The organism is Paenalcaligenes sp. DL 309, assembly GCF_057475285.1.
The window spans coordinates 192,402-210,998 of the sequence record NZ_JBYBKW010000002.1 but is presented as its reverse complement, the minus strand read 5'-3'; the positions used below and the strand labels follow the sequence as shown (position 1 = coordinate 210,998).

The window sequence follows — 18,597 nt, the reverse complement described above, 5'->3', positions numbered from 1 at the left end:
ATAAAACTTATGACCCGTGATAATAAGGATCTTATCGTTGCATTAGATGTAGGCACCAGTAAAGTGCTAGCGTTGGTGGCCGAGGTGCTGCCTAATGGGCATTTTGAGGTCTTAGGCTTAGGCCAACACGAGTCAATGGGGATGCGTAAAGGTGTAGTCACCAGTATAGAAGCCACGGTAAACTCTGTTCAGCGCGCCCTAGAAGAAGCAGAGCTCATGGCGGATTGTAAAATTGGTGGCGTATATACCGCTTTATCTGGAAGCCATATTGCTAGTCTTAATTCCAGTGGTATGGTGGCCATAAAAGATAAAGAAGTGACGGCTGCTGATGTGGCTCGCGTTATTGAAATCGCTCAGGCTGTTAACATACCTGCAGAGCAGCAAGTTTTGCATGTATTAGAACAAGAGTTCTTTGTTGATACCCAAGAAGGCATCAAAGAACCAATCGGGATGAGCGGGTTTAGGTTAGAGGTTCGCGTGCATATTGTTACCGCCTCTTCGTCTGCAGCTCAAAATATAGAACGTTGTGTGCGGCGTTGTGGATTAGAAGTGAAAGAACAGATGCTGTCACCTTTAGCTTCTAGTCTGGCGTGTCTTACAGAGGATGAAAAAGAGCTAGGTGTGGCCTTAGTTGACGTGGGTAGCGGTACCACCGATGTAGCCATTTATACCGGTGGAGCTATCAGACATACTCATGTGATTGCCATTGGTGGAGACCAAATTACCAGCGATATCGCTACTATGTTACGTACTCCCATCCCTGATGCAGAGGAAATTAAAATCCGCTATGGTCTAGCACGTGAGGCCAACGCCAACACGGATGAGCTCATAGAAATCCCGGGTTTAGGTGAGCGCCCTAATAGGCAAGTAAAGCGTCATACTTTAGGCGCTGTCATTGAACCACGTGTTGAAGAATTGTTTCAATTAGTTCAACACAGCTTGCGTGAATCGGGTTATGAAAACCTATTAGCCTCAGGAATTGTGGTTACAGGCGGCACGGCTTTATTGCCGGGTATTGCTGAGCTAGCAGAAGATGTGTTTCTAAAGCCTGTGAGGCTCGCTACGCCCATTTATAGCGGTAGCCTGGCTGATATGATGCGTAACCCACGTTACTCTACTGCTATGGGGCTTTTAAGCCAAGCACGGCATGATCACGATAGAAGCCGTAAAGTAGCTCGCCAAAAGGGACATATAAAAAATATGCTGGCTAAAGCCAAACAATGGTTTATGAGCTAAGTTGTTTTGTATAAAAAGGTAACAGGAAATACGATTAATCGGGGAGACAAAGTAGCAGCTAGCTGCTTGTCATGTTTAAAAATATGCGAGGGAATCTAAGAAAATGATGAACTTTGAAATACTAGACTCTAGTGGTAGCGGTACCGTAATTAAAGTGATCGGTGTAGGTGGCGCCGGCGGCAATGCGGTTACTCATATGATTCATTCAGGGGTGCAGGGCGTAGAATTTATTTGTGCTAATACAGACGCTCAAGCTCTATCCAGCAGCGAGGCACCTATACAAATAGCCTTAGGGCGTTCGGGTTTAGGCGCTGGAGCCAAACCAGAGCAGGGGCGAGCAGCCGCTGAAACCGCACGTGATGAAATTCGTAAAGTGTTGGAAGGCGCTCATATGGTGTTTATTACTGCCGGTATGGGCGGTGGTACAGGCACAGGTGCAAGCCCTATCGTGGCAGAAGTCGCTAAAGAATTAGGCATTCTTACCGTAGGTGTAGTGACTAAACCCTTTAGTTTTGAGGGGCGTCGTCGCACCACGACGGCGAATGCTGGTATTGAAGAGCTTTCTAAACACGTGCATTCATTAATTGTGGTTTTGAACGAAAACCTATACGACCTTATGGACGAAGATGCTACCCAAGAGGATTGCTTCAAGGTGGCTGATGATGTGCTACATAATGCGTGCGCCGGTATTGCTGAGATTATTAATGTAGAAGGAAATGTTAACGTTGACTTCGAAGACGTGAAAACCATTATGGGTGAGCAAGGTCAAGCCATGATGGGGATAGCGGTAGCCTCTGGCGAGGGCCGTGCTCGTGAAGCAGCCGAGCGTGCTATTGCTTCACCCTTGCTTGAAGGGGTTGATTTGCACGGTGCACGTGGCGTATTGGTAAACATTACTGCCGGTCGCGATTTAAAATTGCGCGAAACACGTGAAATCATGGAGATTATCCAAGGTTATGCCGCAGAAGATGCACACGTTATATTTGGTACCGCTTACGATAATGGTATGGGCGATAGTTTACGCGTTACGGTAGTAGCCACCGGTTTAGGGCGTCATAAAGAAGAAAAAGGCCCCCAGTTAGTAGAGACACCAGTGGCTGAACCTTTGTTGCGTACTGGCACTGATAATGAAGTGGCCGCTACTACCAAAGCGCCGGAAGCTGAACCTGAGGTTCCAGCAGCACCTTCTGTAATGCGTACTCGTGGTACAGAGGCATCTTCTCAAGTTCGCGCTTTAGAAACTTCTGGCATGGATCGTTTTGATATTCCCACGTATTTACGCAAGCAAGCCGACTAAACACTAGCCCCGATATATCTGGTGTTTTTTCTTTCTTTGTTCATCAATTACTGTTTTAAGATTTTCATGTATGTTACGTCAGCGCACCATATCCAAAGCGATTAGCACTAAAGGCATAGGCCTACACTCCGGGCGTTTAGTAGAAATTACCCTACGCCCGGCAGCTCCTAATACGGGTATAGTCTTTCATCGTACAGATTTACCTGAAGTGGTTGATATTCCAGCCAAAGCTCATTTGGTTGGTGGCACTACTATGGCCTCTGTTTTACAAAAAGACGGTGTGCGCGTATCTACCGTAGAGCATTTGATGTCTGCTTTAGCTGGCTTAGGCATAGATAATTTACACATTGATATTTCTGCTGAAGAAGTCCCCATCATGGATGGCAGCGCAGGTACCTTTGTGTATTTGTTGCGCTCTGCGGGTCTTGCAGAACAAGATGCGCCGAAGCAGTTTTTACGAGTTCTTAAGCCCATAGAGGTCAGAGAAGGTGAAGGTGAACAGTTAAAGTGGGCTCGTTTGGAGCCTTACGATGGCTTTGCTTTACGCTTTTCCATTGATTTCCAGCACCCCGCTATTAATGCCACAGCAAACTTCGCTGAAGTTGATTTTGCTAAAGACTCTTATGTGAAAGCGATCTCCCGGGCTCGCACTTTTGGCTTCGCGAGTGACGTAGAAGCCATGCGTGCCGCGGGGTTGGCTCGTGGTGGCAGTTTAGATAACGCCATCGTTATGGACGAGTTCCGCGTGTTGAATAGCGATGGTTTACGTTATGATGATGAGTTTGTAAAACACAAAATACTCGATGCTATTGGTGATTTATACCTTATAGGTCATCCATTGGTGGCGCGTTATGTGGCATGTAAGTCAGGCCATGGCCTTAACAATCAGTTGGCTCGAGCCTTATTGGCGGCGGAAGACAGCTGGGAATTGGTTTCTTATGCAGAGCATGAGGCAGCATCACAGCCGTATGTGCGAGAATGGAAGTTTTCTTAAATAAGAGCCAAGGGGCTTTTTATTTATGGCGTGCTAGCAGCCGTTGCACGGCTATAGCTAGCGGGCCATCATTATTACTTAGCTGTTTTTCTAATTGTGCAAAGGCCGCAATACCGTTGGCATCTATACCTGCCCCCCCTTGACGCACCTCTCCTAGGGGCTTTACCCCTGTGAAAAGTACGGATTGGATTTGTATCTGCACTTGGTTAATCTGCCAATTATGGTCTTGAATAACCGCTAAGAGGGTGGGGATGCATTGTCGTAGTTTATTCGCGTGGGCTGCACTAGGAACTGCAATAACTATAGTTTGTCTATCTATATGAGCCACTTTGCAGTGCTGTAGTCCTGAGGGCACGTTTTGCTGAACAAGTCGCTCTAACTGCAAATAACGCTGGGCTTTTTGCAAGAGTTGTTGAGGATCCTTCTCTAACCACCCTATCACCGGGCTGGCTGGAGCTGAGGATCGAGTATTAAAACGTTGAAAAAAAGCCCTAGACATAAAGGATATAATTGATTAATGAGTAATAAAACAGAAAACAAATTACCTCGCTTTTGGGCGCGGCTCGTTTTAGTGGCTGTAGGTTTAAGTTTATCTGCTGGTGCAGGCGCTTTAGTGCAGTCTAAGTTAGGCCAGCAAAATTTATCACCTGAACTGGCTCAAGAGTTAAATCAGGCCCAAGAGCGTGATGCTTTATACATGCAGCAAAGTGTACAGCAGCTTGCTCAACGGGTAGGTAGCTTGCAAGCCAAAGTGATAGAAATGGAGCTGTTAGGCCGTAAGGTAGCAGACACTGCAGGGGTTAAATACACAGATCCCGAAATTGTTTCTGCTATGGATATTATTGAGGATTATCCTACCTCAAGCAGTGCCCAAGATTTGGGTCAACAGCTTGATATGATTAACTCCAGTTTATCACAGCGCCAAGATTGGTTGGTAATGTTAGATACTGTTTTAAGCCATCGCTTAGGAAGTCAGGCTAAGTTCCCCACTACGCATCCTGTAGATGTGAGCTATCCCACTTCTAGCTTTGGCTGGCGTCGTCATCCTATTACAGGTAGGCAAAAGCTACACGAAGGCATGGATTTTTCTGCGCCTGTAGGTACCCCAATTTTAGCTGCATCTGGTGGTATAGTAACTGAGGCGCGTTATGTAACAGGTTATGGTAAGTTAGTAGAAATCACCCACGGTGATGGTTTAACCACACGTTATGCACATGCTTCATCTATTTTAGTGAGTGTGGGTGATGTGGTTGAAAAAGGCCAACTCATAGCCCGTGTAGGTGCTACAGGGCGTACCACAGGCGCACATTTGCATTTTGAAGTGCGTCTTGAAGATCAACCTTTAGACCCCATGTTGTTTCTACCCCAAGATCATTCTGAGAGTCTACTCGCACAGGCTGAAAAAACAGAATAATCCTATTGGCCATAACCTACGATAAACTGTATTGTTATGTTGCCAGTTTTCCCTTAACCCGAATAATAGGAATGGGAGTGGGTATCCCCCTTGTGGTGGATACTGTGAATCTTACCTAGACGATACAAGAATGGTTTCTTTGCTCAGAAAGCTATTTGGTAGCCGCAATGACAGGCTGCTAAAACAGTACCGCAAACAAGTTGTACAAATTAATGCGCTTGAGGCCGAATACGAAGCCCTCAGTGATGAGGCTTTACAAGCCAAAACAGACGAATTTCGTCAGCGTATAGAGAGCGGTAAATCCTTAAACTCCTTATTGCCAGAAGCCTTTGCTGTGGTGCGTGAGGGCTCTAAGCGTGTTTATGCTATGCGCCACTTTGATGTGCAGATGCTAGGTGGTATTGCCTTACATAATGGCAAAATTGCTGAAATGCGTACCGGTGAGGGTAAAACCCTCATGGCCACCTTAGCGGTGTATTTAAATGCCTTAACGCGTAAAGGCGTGCATGTGGTTACCGTTAACGACTACCTCGCTAGGCGTGACGCTGAAACCATGGCCAAGCTGTACAACTTCCTGGGTTTAAGTGTAGGGGTAGTGGTACCTAATCAAGATAACGAAGAGAAAAAAGCCGCTTATCAAGCGGATATTACTTACGGTACCAATAATGAATTTGGTTTTGATTATCTGCGCGATAACATGGAATATCAAGCAGATGAGCGCCGTCAGCGTGGTTTGTATTTCGCTATTGTGGATGAGGTGGATTCCATCTTGATTGATGAGGCACGTACGCCTTTGATCATCTCTGGTCAAGCTGATGACCACACCGAACTATATAAAACCATCAATGCCGTGCCTCCCATGCTCACGCGTATGACGGAAGAGCCTAAACCTCAAGAGCCCGAGCCGGAAGGTGATTTTTGGGTAGATGAAAAAGCTCAGCAAATTCATTTATCTGAAGCTGGCCATGAGAAAGCTGAGCAAATTTTACGTGATTTAGGCTTATTGCCAGAAGGGGAGTCTTTATACGAACCGCGCCATATCTCTTTAATGCACCACGTGATGGCTGCTTTACGAGCCCATTATCTTTTTGCTCGCGACCAGCATTATGTAATACAAAATAATGAAGTGGTAATTGTGGATGAGTTTACAGGGCGTTTAATGTCGGGGCGCAGATGGTCAGAAGGCTTGCATCAAGCTGTTGAAGCCAAAGAAGGGGTGGAAGTTCAAAAAGAAAACCAAACCATGGCGTCCATTACCTTTCAGAATTACTTCCGCATGTATGAAAAGCTGGGCGGCATGACAGGTACTGCAGACACTGAAGCCTTTGAGTTTCAGGAGATTTATGGATTAGAGACGGTGATTATTCCCACTAACCGTCCCATGGTACGCGTAGATCAAAACGATCAGGTTTTCAAAACAGATAAAGAAAAATTCCAAGCTATTTTGGCTGATATTAAAGATTGTTCGGAGCGTGGCCAGCCGGTGTTGGTGGGTACGACTAGCATCGAAAACTCGGAGTTGCTTTCCGAGTTGTTAACCAAAGAAGGCCTCGCGCATGAGGTGCTCAATGCCAAGCAGCACGAGCGTGAAGCACTGATCGTAGCAAATGCCGGAAAACCAGGCAGTATTACCATTGCCACTAATATGGCAGGTCGTGGTACGGATATTGTGTTGGGTGGATCTATAGAGCGTCATCTCTTTGAGGTGCAAACTGACGACAATCTAAGTGCCGAAGAAAAAGAGCAACGTATTGCCCAGATTCGTGAAGAGTGGAAGCCCATTAATGAGCAAGTTAAAGCGGCGGGCGGTTTACGTATTATTGGTACGGAGCGTCATGATTCACGCCGTATTGATAATCAGTTGCGGGGTCGAGCAGGCCGTCAGGGTGATCCTGGCTCCTCGCGATTTTATCTGTCCTTAGATGATTCCCTCATGCGTATTTTTGCAGGAGATAGGGTGCGTAACATTATGGAGCGTTTGCGTTTGCCTGAAGGTGAACCTATTGAGGCTCGTATGGTGACCCGTTCTATTGAGTCAGCACAACGTAAGGTTGAAGCGCGAAATTTCGACATACGTAAACAGTTACTGCAATTTGATGATGTGGCGAATGATCAACGTAAAGTGATTTATGCTCAGCGTAATGAAGTGCTGGAGTCGGCTGATATTAGTGAAAGTATCAGTTTTATGCGTCAGGCATCGTTAACTGATTTTTTCCAGCAGTATGTGCCTCAAGACAGCATGGAAGAGCAATGGGATATCAATGGTTTGCAGGCGGCTCTAGCCAGTGATTATCAATTACATCTTGATCTGGTTACTCTAGTAGAAACAGAAACCCATCTTACCGCTGAAGATATCTTAGACCGAGTGTTAGACGAGTCTAAAAAAGCTTTAGATCATAACGCCGAAGTGGTGGGAGCTGAGCAATGGGCTAATTTTGAGCGTGGCATTATGTTGCAATCTATAGATACTCAGTGGCGTGGTCACCTCCAAGCTTTAGATCATTTACGTCAAGGTATTCATCTGCGCGGTTATGCTCAAAAAGATCCTAAGCAAGAGTATAAACGCGAAGCTTTTGAACTTTTTGCTGATTTGCTTGATCGTGTGCGTGATGAGGTAATTAAGACCTTATTAACCGTACAAATTCAAGCCGCACCCCAAACAGAGCAAATACCAGAACCTGCAGAGCTAGAGGGAGTGGCTTTTCATCACGCTGATTATGACACCGCTTTACGTGGTGAAACCTCAAACACCGAGCAGATCGCAGCGGCTTCAGAGTCGTCTGATGAAACCATCCCTAGAGTAGGGCGTAACCAAGAGTGCCCGTGTGGCAGTGGTAAAAAGTACAAACACTGCCACGGGCGTTTGGCCTAAGGCCTGCTGAATTACAGTAGAAAAATAGTGGCTAAACCTAGGAAAATAAAAAAGCCTAGGGAGTCAGTACCAAAAGTGAGTAGTACCGAAGACCCCACGGCGGGGTCTTTGCCAAAATGGTTACGCAAGGTAGGTATAAGCACACCTAAGGTGGCACCTACCAGCATATTGCATATCATGGCGGTCATCATCACCAAAGCGATAGGAATAGAGCGTGAAATAAACCAGGCAAAGGTGGCGGTTACTACGCTACCGCACATGCCCACTAAAAAAGTCACGTAGAGCTCTCGTTTAACTAAAGGCCAAATGTTAACGCCTTTAATACGTCCCATGGCCATGGCACGAATAATCATCGTCATGGTTTGGTTGCCTGAGTTACCTCCTATCCCCGCTACTATAGACATTAAAAAAGCTAAAATTACAATGTGGCTAACGGTGTCTTCAAAACGTGAAGCCACAAAAGAGGCCACTGCAGCGGTACATAGATTAATTAAAAGCCAAGGTGCGCGGTTGCGTAAAGCACTGAGCACAGGAGCAAAAATATCTTCTTCTTGTAGGCCTGCTCTAGATAGCTCTTGCTCTTGGGAGTCTTCTTGGAGCACATCCACCACTTCATCAATGGTCACGCGACCAATCAATCTGCCGTAATCATCCACCACCGCAGCAGAAACCAAGTCATAACGCTCAAATGCGTTTGCCGCTTCGGTGTCTGGGTCTAAGGGATGTAAGCTCAAATACTCAGTGCTCATTACTGCCGAGACTAGACTTTCAGGGTCTGAAACCAGCAGGGTGGCGAGTGATAAAGTGCCGCGTAGACGGTCTTCACGATCCACCACAAACACTTGGTCTGTGTGGTTAGGCAAGTTCTGTAATCGACGTAAATAACGGAGTACCACTTCTAAACTCACGTCTTCGCGTACACGCACCATCTCAAAATCCATGATGGCACCCACGGTGTCATCGGGATAACCCATTACCGCCACCAGCTGCGCTCGCTCGGTTTCAGAGAGGCCTTTTTGCACCTCTACCATGACACTAAGCGGTAGATCAGCCGCTAGATCAGCGATTTCATCAGCATCCATGCTGGAGGCGGCCGCAATAAGCTCATCAGAGTCCATAGACTTAATGAGTGATTCACGTACCCAATCTTCTATTTCTAACAATACATCGGCATCATGTTCTTTGGCTACTTGATCCCAGACGAGTTGACGTTCGGTTTCAGGTAAAGATTCTAAAACAAAAGCAATATCAGCGGGGTGTAGCTTGTTGATAACCGTGCGTATTTCCGTAGGGTCTGGGTTGTGCGACAGCTTTTCTATTAAGTCTGTTAAGTGAGTCATTTTTTTAGGAGGTGGGTAGCGGTGGTAGAGGGCGGCTGCGACGCTCATCGTCAGTAGCAACGTAAGTGAGTACGGCTTCAGTGACTTTAACGGTTTCACCCTTCATAAGGGGGCGCTCGGCATAGACTTCTACTGAGACAGTAATGGAGGTAGTGCCTGTTTTAATAATTTCTGCATAGACGCTAATTAAATCACCCACAAAAACGGGCTCTTTAAAAGTAAACGAGTTAACGGCAATGGTGGCCACTCTGCCCTTGGCACGCCTTGATGCGGCAACTGAACCTCCTATATCAACTTGAGACATAATCCAGCCCCCGAAAACATCGCCATGCATATTAGAATCACCCGGCATAGGAACCACACGGATGACGGGATCAAGGTGTTGAGGAACGGATACTAAAGCAGTGCTCATGCTGAGCTCCTTATTATTGTATGAAAATCAAAAATCAATTATACGGTTTTCAACCATTGCGTTGCCACTTTCACCCAGTAAGTAGCACCTATAGGGAGTAAATTATCGTTAAAATCATAACTGCCGTTGTGTAAGGTGCAAGGCCCTAAACCGTGACCGGCTATGCGATGATCGCCTTCGCCATTGCCAATAAATAAATAACAGCCAGGAACGCTCTCTAACATAAAAGAGAAGTCTTCTGCTCCCATAGAAGGAGTAACTGGATATGTGACCTTTGCCGCTCCTAGCCAATCTTGTAATAACCCAGCACAAAACTCGGTTTCTTTAGCATGATTAATAGTGGGTGGGTAACGACGGTCAAACTCAATGCTTACAGTACAACCCATGGCTTGTGCGCTGTGTTGGGTAATAGTGTGCAGTTTTTCTTCAATGAGGTCTAGGGTTTCTGTACTAAAGGTACGTACAGTACCGCGTAACTGCGCTGTGTCAGGAATTACATTGTCTGCTGAGCCTGCATGGATTTGCGTAATGCTTAATACGGCATTTTCTAAAGGGTCTATATGACGGGAAATAATAGATTGTAAGCCTTGGCCTATATGTAGAGCCGCCATCACGGGATCGGCGCCTAAATGCGGCATGGCGCCATGCGCACCTTTACCTTGTATATCAATCACAAAGGTATTACTGGAAGCCATAATAGCGCCTTTACATAGACCAAAATGGCCTTCAGGCATATTAGGCCAGTTATGCATGCCAAAAACCGCGTCCATAGGGAATAAATCAAAAAGCCCATCGTCTATCATAGCTTTGGCGCCCCCTAAGCCTTCTTCAGCCGGTTGAAAAATAAAATACACCGTACCGGCAAAGTCATTGTGCTTTGCCAAATATCTGGCAGCAGCCAGTAACATGGTCACATGGCCATCATGCCCACACGCATGCATGATGTTTTCGTGGCGGCTTTTATGAGGGAAGTTGTTCTGCTCAGGCATAGGTAAAGCGTCCATGTCAGCTCGTAAACCAATGCGACCACCTGGGCCTTGATTACCTTCTAAAATACCCACTACTCCTGTGCCACCTAAACCTCTATGCAGAGGAATAGACCAGCTTTCTAAAAGTTGTGCAATTTTATCAGCGGTTTTGAATTCTTCATAACCCAGCTCAGGGTATTGATGTATATCACGACGAATAGCGATGAATTCTTCTTGCCAAGCAGTAAAGGGGGGTAGTGTAGTCATGGTATTACCTTTGTGTGGAAGTAGAAGGGGCAGTTAGATGAGGTTGAATCATTTCTAATAAAGCCTTAGCCAAAGTAGGATTAGCTGCATACACATAACCATTACTGGGCCACGCCAGTTGCTGATACATGTCTTCGCTAATACCACCGGCTTCGCGTACTAGTACGGTACCTGCAGCCACATCCCACGGGGCCAAGCCCATTTCCCAATAACCATTCAACCGGCCACAAGCTACCCATGCTAAGTCTAGTGCAGCAGAACCAAAGCGGCGTATATCACGGCTTTTTTGCAATGCGCTTTCAAAGCCTGGCATGTATTGTTCAGCAAAACTGAAATCTCGAAAAGGAAAGCCGGTAGCTAAGACGCTTTCATTAAGGACATCAGTGCAGGCGCATTGGATACGATGACCATTAAGCCAAGCGCCCACGCCGTGCATAGCAGTAAAGATTTCCTCGCGATTTGGGTCATAAATTACGCCAATCACAGGGGTGTCTGCTGCTAAGACTTCACCATTAACCGTTGTTCCCGCGTGGGCTACGAGTGCAATAGAAACCGCATAGTGGGGTATACCATGTAAAAAGTTTGTGGTGCCATCAAGGGGGTCTATACACCAATGCGCTAAGCCCGAAGCTTGGCCCCCGCTTTCTTCGGCCACAATGCTAAAATCGGGTGTTTGTTCATGTAGTAAGGCAATAATGGCTTCTTCAGCCTCGTGGTCGGCTTGTGAGACTAAGTCGTTTTTCATTTTGAGGTCAATGACTAATTCACTGCGATTAGACGCATACGATTGTAAAATAGCGGCACCCGCATGAGCGGCGTGTACCGCCGTCTCTAGGCTGCTACTTAATGCTAAGGATGTGTGCTGCATAAATCCACCTAAACTGTAATAAATATATTTATATAAATATATACACCTATAACTAATTCTAATTGATAAAGAAAATATGACGCGAGCTTTTGAGCCATTAGTACCGGCCGTTCCTACATTTAATGATACAGGTATAGCACGCAGTGATCGCTATGATGATTTGTACCATTCCGCATCAGGTGCTTTAGAGCAAGCGCATTATGTGTTTTTGCAAGGTAACGGCTTACCTGAACGTTGGCAGGGCCGAGATCAGTTTACTATTCTAGAAACCGGTTTTGGTTTAGGAAATAATTTTCTGGCCACTTGGGCCGCATGGAAGGCGGATCCTAAGCGCAGTCAGCGGCTGCATTTTGTCTCTTTTGAAGCGCATCCTTTTACCCGAGCAGACCTGAAGCGTATGTTGCAAAATACGCCGACTGAGTTACGTGAGCTGGCCGATACCTTGCTTGCGCAATGGCCTTTATTGCTACCTGGTATTCATCGCTTAGAACTTGAGAAAGGAGCCCTAAGCCTAACGCTATTTTTTGGTGATATTCATCAAGCCACGCGCCGTATGCAGTGTTATGCCGATGCTTTTTATTTAGATGGCTTTGCGCCGCGCGTAAATCCCGCCATGTGGTCTAAAGAGGTGTTTGGACAGCTAGTGCGTATGGCCGCACCAAACGCCACGGCAGCCACATGGTGTTCGGCCTCGCAAGTACGTCAAGATTTGCAAGATGCTGGTTTTATCGTGGAGCGTCATCCCGGATTTGCCTATAAACGTCATATGATTCGTGCTCGTTTACGACCTCATTTAGGTCATAAATACCTAGCTAAGCCCACTCAGCCGGTGTTGATTGTGGGAGGTGGTATTGCTGGAGCTGCCACGGCGTATGCGCTAGCACAGCGTGGTATTGCTTCTACCGTTATCGACCCTGTTTTTGCTCAAGACTTAGGTGGTGCGCATTTAGGCCATGCGGCCGTGGCTATGACGCCGATTATTACACCTGATGATGCACCCCGTGCCCGTTTGAGCCGTGCGGGTATACAGAGGGCTTTACAGCGCTGGCAGCCTTTTTTAGGACATAGCTTATTTGCTTGTGGCTCATTCGTGGCAAGTTTAAGTGCCACAGAAGCTGAAAATGCGCAAAAAACTGTACAAATGCTCGGTTTCGATACAGATTGGGTACAATATAGGGATGCACAAACGGCAAACCAGTTGGCACAAGCTGATTTTGCTCATGGGGTTTTGCATTTCCCTCGTGGTGTTTGTGTGTACCCGCAGCAGTTATTACGACAGTTATTACGGCATCCACTAATTACCCCGCTGGCCCAGTCAGCGATGACTATATCTGCACAGGAGTCAGGTTGGGAGGTGGTTACAGACCAAGGTCAGCATTTAGAAGCAGAGCATTTGGTGGTAGCTAATGCGGCTCAAGCGCCTGCTTTATTGACTTCCGTATTGGCGTCGTCTGCATTGCCGGGTTTAAACATGGATGTATTAGGTGGGCAAAGTAATGTGATTAGTGCATCAGCTTTGCGCCAGCAGCCTCAAGGGATTATTGCTGGGTCTGGCTATGTGATTCCATTCACGCCTTCACAATGTATAGTAGGGAGTACGTACAGCGCCCCAGAATTGGGCATTAGCAGTGCGGCGCAGGCTGAGATTATGCAAAAAGTATCTCAACTTCTGTCATTACAGCAAACTCAGCCGGTGGCTTTAGGTTCTTGGTTTGGTTTGCGAGCCGCTTTTAAAGACCATTTGCCTATGGTGAGTCAAGCTTTACCGGGGCTGTGGTTAAATATTGGCTATGGGTCTTACGGTTTTAGTTGGGCGGCCTTAGCTGCTGATATAATAACTACACAGTTGAGTGCAGAGCCTGCTGTTATTGAGCGTGATTTGGCTCGTGTATTGTCTCTGCGCCCAACTTAGTACGTATGCTTAATACATACAATACATATAGTAATACAGTAATAAATGATGAATTATTCGGTGGTAGTAAATACTGCTGCCGAATAGTGTTTTTAACCCAAGGTTTTGGGCTCTGCCCTTGAGGATCGCACTGTGCCGTCCAAAACTCACTTTGATGATGTGACGCAATTGTTTAATCTTCTAAGCTCTATTTCTACTAAAACGTCTAGCGCTGATTTTGCTGCTACGGATGATCAACTGCTTCGTATAGAAGCCCATGCCCCAGGAGTATTTCGCTTACGCTTCGGGTCGCTAAAACATATACAGCCTGAGCGCGTGCGGCCACGTGATCAGCAGTATGCTGAAATGCTACTCACACGCCTCGATCCCGTTGGGGAGCTGGAGGTGATTGAGCAAGCCACGGGCTGGCGCATAGAGCAAGGCGAAGCGGCTGTAGAGATAGATAAAAACAGCTTCGCCTTGCGCGTTTATACGGCTGAGCAGTTGCTATGGCAAAGCCAATCACTACAAGATGACGCTGACAACTGGAAGTTATCCATAAACCTAGAGACCGAAGAAGGTATTTATGGGTTGGGTGAAACCCAAGGCGACTTAAACCGTCGCGGTAGTTTATTAGTGTCTGATAACCCAAGTCATCGCGTTTTACCTTTGGCCTGGAGCAATCGGGGTTGGGGTATTTATATCAATACCTTTGAGCGTGTAGAACACGATGTGGCGCATACCGATGCTGAACACTACAATTTAACCATTCATGACACCGTATTGGATTTGTTTATTTTTGTGGGCAGACCTTTAGATATTCTTAATCAGTACACCGCGCTTACTGGTAGAGCCGGGCAGCCAGGCTTGTGGCCTATGGGGGTTTGGCTAGATCAAATTGCAGGTCAAGACTTAGAGCAGGCGCACACTCATATCGCAGAGCTTAAAGCGTTACAGGTGGGTATTGATGTAGTACACATGGCGCCGCCCGCTCCTTTAGGTTTTAGCGCTGATCGTCCTCTTTTTGAATGGGACAGTAACCGTATCGGTGAAATACGTCACACCATTGCAGCGGCTGATGAAGCGCAGTTTAAACTGGTGGTTTCCACTTTCCCTGGCGTGTTGGTGGGCACGGGAATGTTTGACGAGTGGGAAGATAGAGGCTGGCTCTTAATTAACGATGATGATGGTTCTGCCTTTGTTTTCCCGGGTAATGAGCTCACAGGAGGCAAAGATTTTGCGCTCTTGGATCTTACGCATAAAGATGCCTATAAGTTGTGGGTGGAGCGCTTAAGTCAGTCTTACGAAGAGGAACTAGGCGGTGTGATTTGTAATGTGCAGTATGATTTACCTGATCACATTACCGCACGCAGTGGCGAGAGTGGCGCAAAGTTGCGTACGGTCTATCCTTTACTTGCTCGCTCAGCGATTTTTGATGCCTTTGCCGGTCATAAAACGCCCCAAGAAGGGCTAGTGGCTAGTCGTGATTTATACCCCTCAGCACATCGATTTGCTTGGCAGTTAGGGCCTGATGTCACCAATGATTGGGAAGGTCTAGCTAACACTTTACAGGCTGCGTTAGCCGCCGGTAATAGCGGTATAACCGCACAAAGCCACCAGTTGGGATCCGTTAATCACCCCATAGATCCTAAAGTAATGACACCTGAGCTGTATTTGCGTTGGTTAGCCATGGGGGTGTTTTCGGCTAATTTCCATATCCAAGCCATAGATGGCCTTATGCCCCAATCTTTTGACGAGGAAACTCAAGAGTTAATTGCGCATTGGTTACGTTGGCGTTATCGCTTGGTACCTTATGTGTTGGGCATTATCGAAGAGTCAGTACGTTGTGGTTTACCGGTGCAGCGTTCATTGGCTTTAGAGTTTCCTGAAGATCCTGAAGTGGCTAATTGGCCGCATCAATATATGTTTGGTTCCACCTTACTTATTGCGCCTTTTGTAACCCCCGGTGATGAGATTGAGGTCTATTTGCCGGCAGGCAGCGATTGGTGGGATATTTCTACTGGCTGGCGTTATGAAGGCGGCACCACTTGGAAAGTGAAGGCAGGCTTAGACCGTTTACCGGTGTTTGGACGCGATGGCTATATGCTTTGTTTAGGTTTAGATGCTTTAAATACTAGTGAGTTTAACTCAGCACGCTTATTAGAAGAAGTATGGATGTTTGGTATGCCTGAAGAAAGTCCAGCTGTTATGCGCAATAAAATTCGAGTGATGCAAATGCAAGGTTCTAGCTATATCAAAGGTTTAGAAGGCTTGAAAATATTGCCTTCCGAAGGGTTAGAGGTGAAACGTAGAGGTGCTGAAGTACGTATTTCTCCTGCGCGCTAAACTAAGTTTGTGCATGTTTGTATACAGTTATAAATCGGCATGAAAATAATTGTGTACATAATAAAAAAACGTGCTATAGTTACGTCTTTGCTTTAGAGCAAAAATCAAAAGGTGCAGTTATTTATAAAATTCTTATAAATAATGATTGACAAGACTTATTAGTCATGCAATAATTACATCTTTCGGTTGGGTCGTTAGCTCAGTCGGTAGAGCAGCGGACTTTTAATCCGTTGGTCGCGCGTTCGAATCGCGCACGACCCACCAACCAAAATTCAAAGGCGCCACTTATTTATACTAGGTGGCGTTTTTATTTTTGCTGATGACATAGCAAAGCAGTAAAGAAAAAGCCCAATGGTTGCAGGCCATTGGGCTTTTTTTATGGGGGATTGGTTTCTTAGAGTAGTTTTTCTTGATAGTGTTGCCAGCTTTCAGGGTGTAAGTCGCTAAGACGCAAATGCTGTTGAGCAGGCCCCCAAGCTTCTTCTATATGTGCTTTATCGGTAATAGTTAGCAAAGGTAGTGCTTCCGCACCTAAGGTTTTATAGTGGTAATCCAAAGCCAGTATTTCAGTGCCGCTAATCGCTGTAACTACCTTATCACCATTAGGCGTCTCGGGCTCTAGGGCAATAAAAGAATGCATAACGGCTAATAAATATAGTAAATGTAGGGCTGCTTCTGTGTTTGTTGAGTTTTCGCGTAAAATAGCGCGTAGCGCAATGGCAGCTTCATTAAATGCTGTACTGTAAGGTAGCATCTGCAATGCTAATCTCAGGCGCTCATGGGGGTTCTCTTTACTATTTTTAATGGCCTCACGCCACTCTGCACCCATGCTTTCTAAAGCTTGTGGTAGAGGCGAGTTTGGCGACATATGTAGCCAAGGTGTTTTTTCTGCGCAGAGTTTTAGGTCTAGTGTTCTTAAAAGCTGATGTAAATACATTTGTACTAGCTGCTGCTGTAGTAAAACTAAGCGTTCAGTAATTTGCTTATTGGTAGATTGCTGCTTGAGTTGCTTTACAATAGCTAGGCTGCGCTGAACTACGTCAGAGGGCACTGTGACGTTTTTTTGGTGCAGTAAAGACCAAGTATGCTGCAGGGCAGTTATAACTTTGTACATAAAACACCTTCCTTCTGATGAATTTTTATTGGTAATTATACCTTGATACGTTTAGAACACATTTTTAAAACCTACACCTCAGGTAATAAAATCATTACTGCCTTAGATGATATTAACTTAGAAATTCGTGCTGGCGAGATCTTTGGAATTATTGGCCGCTCAGGTGCGGGTAAAAGCACTTTAATCCGTATGCTCAATTTATTAGAGCGGCCTTCTCAAGGGGCTGTTTGGCTGCAAGAGCAAAATCTTTGCCTATTATCTGAAGCACGCTTACGTCAAGAGCGTCAGAAAATAGGCATGGTATTTCAGCATTTTAATTTGTTACAGATGCGTACTGTGCTCGATAATGTGTGCTTTCCTTTACGCCTAGCTGGTTTAAACCGTAAAGCGCAAAAAGAGCGTGCTTTAGAGGTGTTGGAGCTGGTTGGGCTAAGCGATCATGTGCATAAGTACCCTCGCCAGCTCTCAGGCGGCCAGCAGCAGCGTGTAGGCATTGCACGCGCGCTTGCAAATCACCCGCAGCTATTGCTGTGCGATGAAGCCACCTCAGCATTGGATCCTGAAACCACACAATCTATATTACGATTACTGGCCGAAATTAATGAGCGCTTGGGTATAACTATTGTCTTAATTACGCATAGTATGGATGTGATTCGTACTATTTGCGATAGAGTCGCTGTGATAGAAGCTGCCAAGCTGGTGGAGATGGGAGCAGTGAAACAGATATTTTCTAATCCACAGCACACGGTTACCCAATCCTTATTAGCAGAGGGTGACATGAAAAACACCCTCTACGGACAGCTAGTGTTAGCGGTAAAAGAAGACAAAGCGCGCTGGTCAGAGGTGGAAGCCTTATTGGCTGAGCATGATGTGGAGTATGAGGTGCTACGGGCATGATGAGTTTTGATAATGTGGACTGGCCTCTGATAGCTGAAGCCACAGTAGATACCTTATTGATGACGGGGTTTTCGTTATTATTTACTGTTATTATTGGCTTGCCTGTGGGCATTATTTTGTTTTTAACTGCTAAAGGGCAATTAATGCAAAATAGAGCGGCTTACCAAAGTTTGTCGTTGGTGGTAAATGTGCTGCGCTCTATTCCGTTTTTGATTCTCTTGATTGTGATGATTCCACTCACCCGGATTTTGGCAGGTACATCTTTAGGTGTGCAAGGTTCTATTCCTCCCTTAGTTATGAGTGCAGCGCCCTTTTTTGCCCGTCTGGTTGAGAATGTATTACGTGAGCTAGACCCCGGCGTCTCTGAAGCTTGTAGAGCCATGGGGGCGAATTCCCGCCAAACGGTATTAATGGCCTTATTACCTGAAGCCACCACAGGTATTTTAGCTGCTGTGGTGGTGACTGCCATTACCCTAGTAGGGTATTCGGCTATGTCTGGTGTAATTGGTGGTGGCGGTTTGGGAGATTTAGCCCTGCGCTTTGGTTATCAACGCTATCAAAGCGATGTGATGCTAGTTACCGTTTTAATACTGGTAGTATTGGTACAGTTGTTACAAATGTTTGGCGATAGACTCGCCGCTTGGTTACATAGTAAAACGCAGTAAAAACTAAAGGATATAT

Annotated in this window: 14 protein-coding genes, 1 tRNA gene and 1 pseudogene; 10 read left to right on the top strand and 6 right to left on the bottom strand. The window is 46.0% G+C overall.

Going from position 1 to position 18,597, the window contains the following annotated elements:
- The first annotated feature begins 9 nt into the window (after positions 1-9).
- The 3 genes from ftsA (at position 10) to lpxC (ending at position 3,527) form a co-directional block, all read left to right on the top strand.
- Positions 10-1,236 carry a cell division protein FtsA gene (ftsA, locus tag AC2UZJ_RS03675; protein ID WP_486948767.1) on the top strand — a complete coding sequence of 409 codons (1,227 nt, stop codon included), beginning with the start codon at positions 10-12 and terminating at the stop codon, positions 1,234-1,236.
- A gap of 103 nt (positions 1,237-1,339) precedes the next feature.
- A complete protein-coding gene (ftsZ, locus tag AC2UZJ_RS03670) occupies positions 1,340-2,533 on the top strand; it encodes a cell division protein FtsZ (RefSeq protein ID WP_486948766.1) in 1,194 nt (397 codons plus the stop codon).
- A gap of 70 nt (positions 2,534-2,603) precedes the next feature.
- Complete coding sequence (gene lpxC / locus AC2UZJ_RS03665; protein WP_486948765.1) at positions 2,604-3,527, top strand: UDP-3-O-acyl-N-acetylglucosamine deacetylase; 924 nt, start codon at positions 2,604-2,606, stop codon at positions 3,525-3,527.
- Positions 3,528-3,546: 19 nt separating this feature from the next.
- Here lpxC and AC2UZJ_RS03660 read toward each other — a convergent pair whose 3' ends face one another.
- Positions 3,547-4,026 (bottom strand): DciA family protein, encoded by a 480-nt coding sequence (locus AC2UZJ_RS03660; protein ID WP_486948764.1) that lies wholly within the window; start codon positions 4,024-4,026, stop codon positions 3,547-3,549.
- 18 nt (positions 4,027-4,044) lie between these two features.
- Here AC2UZJ_RS03660 and AC2UZJ_RS03655 point away from each other — a divergent pair, with 18 nt between their 5' ends.
- A complete protein-coding gene (locus AC2UZJ_RS03655; protein ID WP_486948763.1) occupies positions 4,045-4,941 on the top strand; it encodes a M23 family metallopeptidase in 897 nt (298 codons plus the stop codon).
- A 130-nt stretch (positions 4,942-5,071) separates the two neighbouring features.
- Entirely contained in the window at positions 5,072-7,813 is a 2,742-nt protein-coding gene (gene secA / locus AC2UZJ_RS03650; RefSeq protein WP_486948762.1) for a preprotein translocase subunit SecA, read from the top strand.
- Positions 7,814-7,824: 11 nt separating this feature from the next.
- On the opposite strand, the pseudogene mgtE reads toward secA, so the two are convergent.
- From mgtE to AC2UZJ_RS03630, 4 genes and pseudogenes are all read right to left on the bottom strand, one after another.
- Positions 7,825-9,135: pseudogene (gene mgtE, locus AC2UZJ_RS03645) on the bottom strand (magnesium transporter); the annotation flags it as partial.
- 22 nt (positions 9,136-9,157) lie between these two features.
- On the bottom strand, positions 9,158-9,565 hold the full coding sequence (locus AC2UZJ_RS03640; protein WP_486948761.1) for an acyl-CoA thioesterase: 408 nt from the start codon (positions 9,563-9,565) through the stop codon (positions 9,158-9,160).
- 38 nt (positions 9,566-9,603) lie between these two features.
- On the bottom strand, positions 9,604-10,800 hold the full coding sequence (locus AC2UZJ_RS03635; protein ID WP_486948760.1) for a M20 aminoacylase family protein: 1,197 nt from the start codon (positions 10,798-10,800) through the stop codon (positions 9,604-9,606).
- A 4-nt stretch (positions 10,801-10,804) separates the two neighbouring features.
- Entirely contained in the window at positions 10,805-11,668 is an 864-nt protein-coding gene (locus AC2UZJ_RS03630) for an inositol monophosphatase family protein (RefSeq protein ID WP_486948759.1), read from the bottom strand.
- A 76-nt stretch (positions 11,669-11,744) separates the two neighbouring features.
- On the opposite strand from AC2UZJ_RS03630, the gene mnmC reads away from it, so the two are divergent.
- The 3 genes from mnmC (at position 11,745) to AC2UZJ_RS03615 (ending at position 16,169) form a co-directional block, all read left to right on the top strand.
- Positions 11,745-13,580, top strand: a complete 1,836-nt coding sequence (gene mnmC / locus AC2UZJ_RS03625; protein ID WP_486948758.1) for a bifunctional tRNA (5-methylaminomethyl-2-thiouridine)(34)-methyltransferase MnmC2/FAD-dependent 5-carboxymethylaminomethyl-2-thiouridine(34) oxidoreductase MnmC1 — start codon at positions 11,745-11,747, stop codon at positions 13,578-13,580.
- Between the two features lie 132 nt (positions 13,581-13,712).
- Positions 13,713-15,905, top strand: coding sequence for a glycoside hydrolase family 31 protein (locus tag AC2UZJ_RS03620; protein ID WP_486948757.1), 2,193 nt, complete (start codon positions 13,713-13,715; stop codon positions 15,903-15,905).
- Positions 15,906-16,093: 188 nt separating this feature from the next.
- Positions 16,094-16,169 (top strand) — tRNA-Lys (locus AC2UZJ_RS03615).
- A gap of 130 nt (positions 16,170-16,299) precedes the next feature.
- Here AC2UZJ_RS03615 and AC2UZJ_RS03610 read toward each other — a convergent pair.
- Positions 16,300-17,019, bottom strand: coding sequence for a hypothetical protein (locus tag AC2UZJ_RS03610; protein WP_486948756.1), 720 nt, complete (start codon positions 17,017-17,019; stop codon positions 16,300-16,302).
- A 42-nt stretch (positions 17,020-17,061) separates the two neighbouring features.
- On the opposite strand from AC2UZJ_RS03610, the gene AC2UZJ_RS03605 reads away from it, so the two are divergent.
- Positions 17,062-17,916 carry a methionine ABC transporter ATP-binding protein gene (locus AC2UZJ_RS03605; RefSeq protein ID WP_486948755.1) on the top strand — a complete coding sequence of 285 codons (855 nt, stop codon included), beginning with the start codon at positions 17,062-17,064 and terminating at the stop codon, positions 17,914-17,916.
- The gene (locus tag AC2UZJ_RS03600; protein WP_486948954.1) at positions 17,916-18,581 is read left to right on the top strand and encodes a methionine ABC transporter permease; all 666 of its coding nucleotides are present in this window, start codon (positions 17,916-17,918) and stop codon (positions 18,579-18,581) included. Before AC2UZJ_RS03605 ends, AC2UZJ_RS03600 begins: the two co-directional genes overlap by 1 nt.
- Positions 18,582-18,597: the final 16 nt, after the last annotated feature.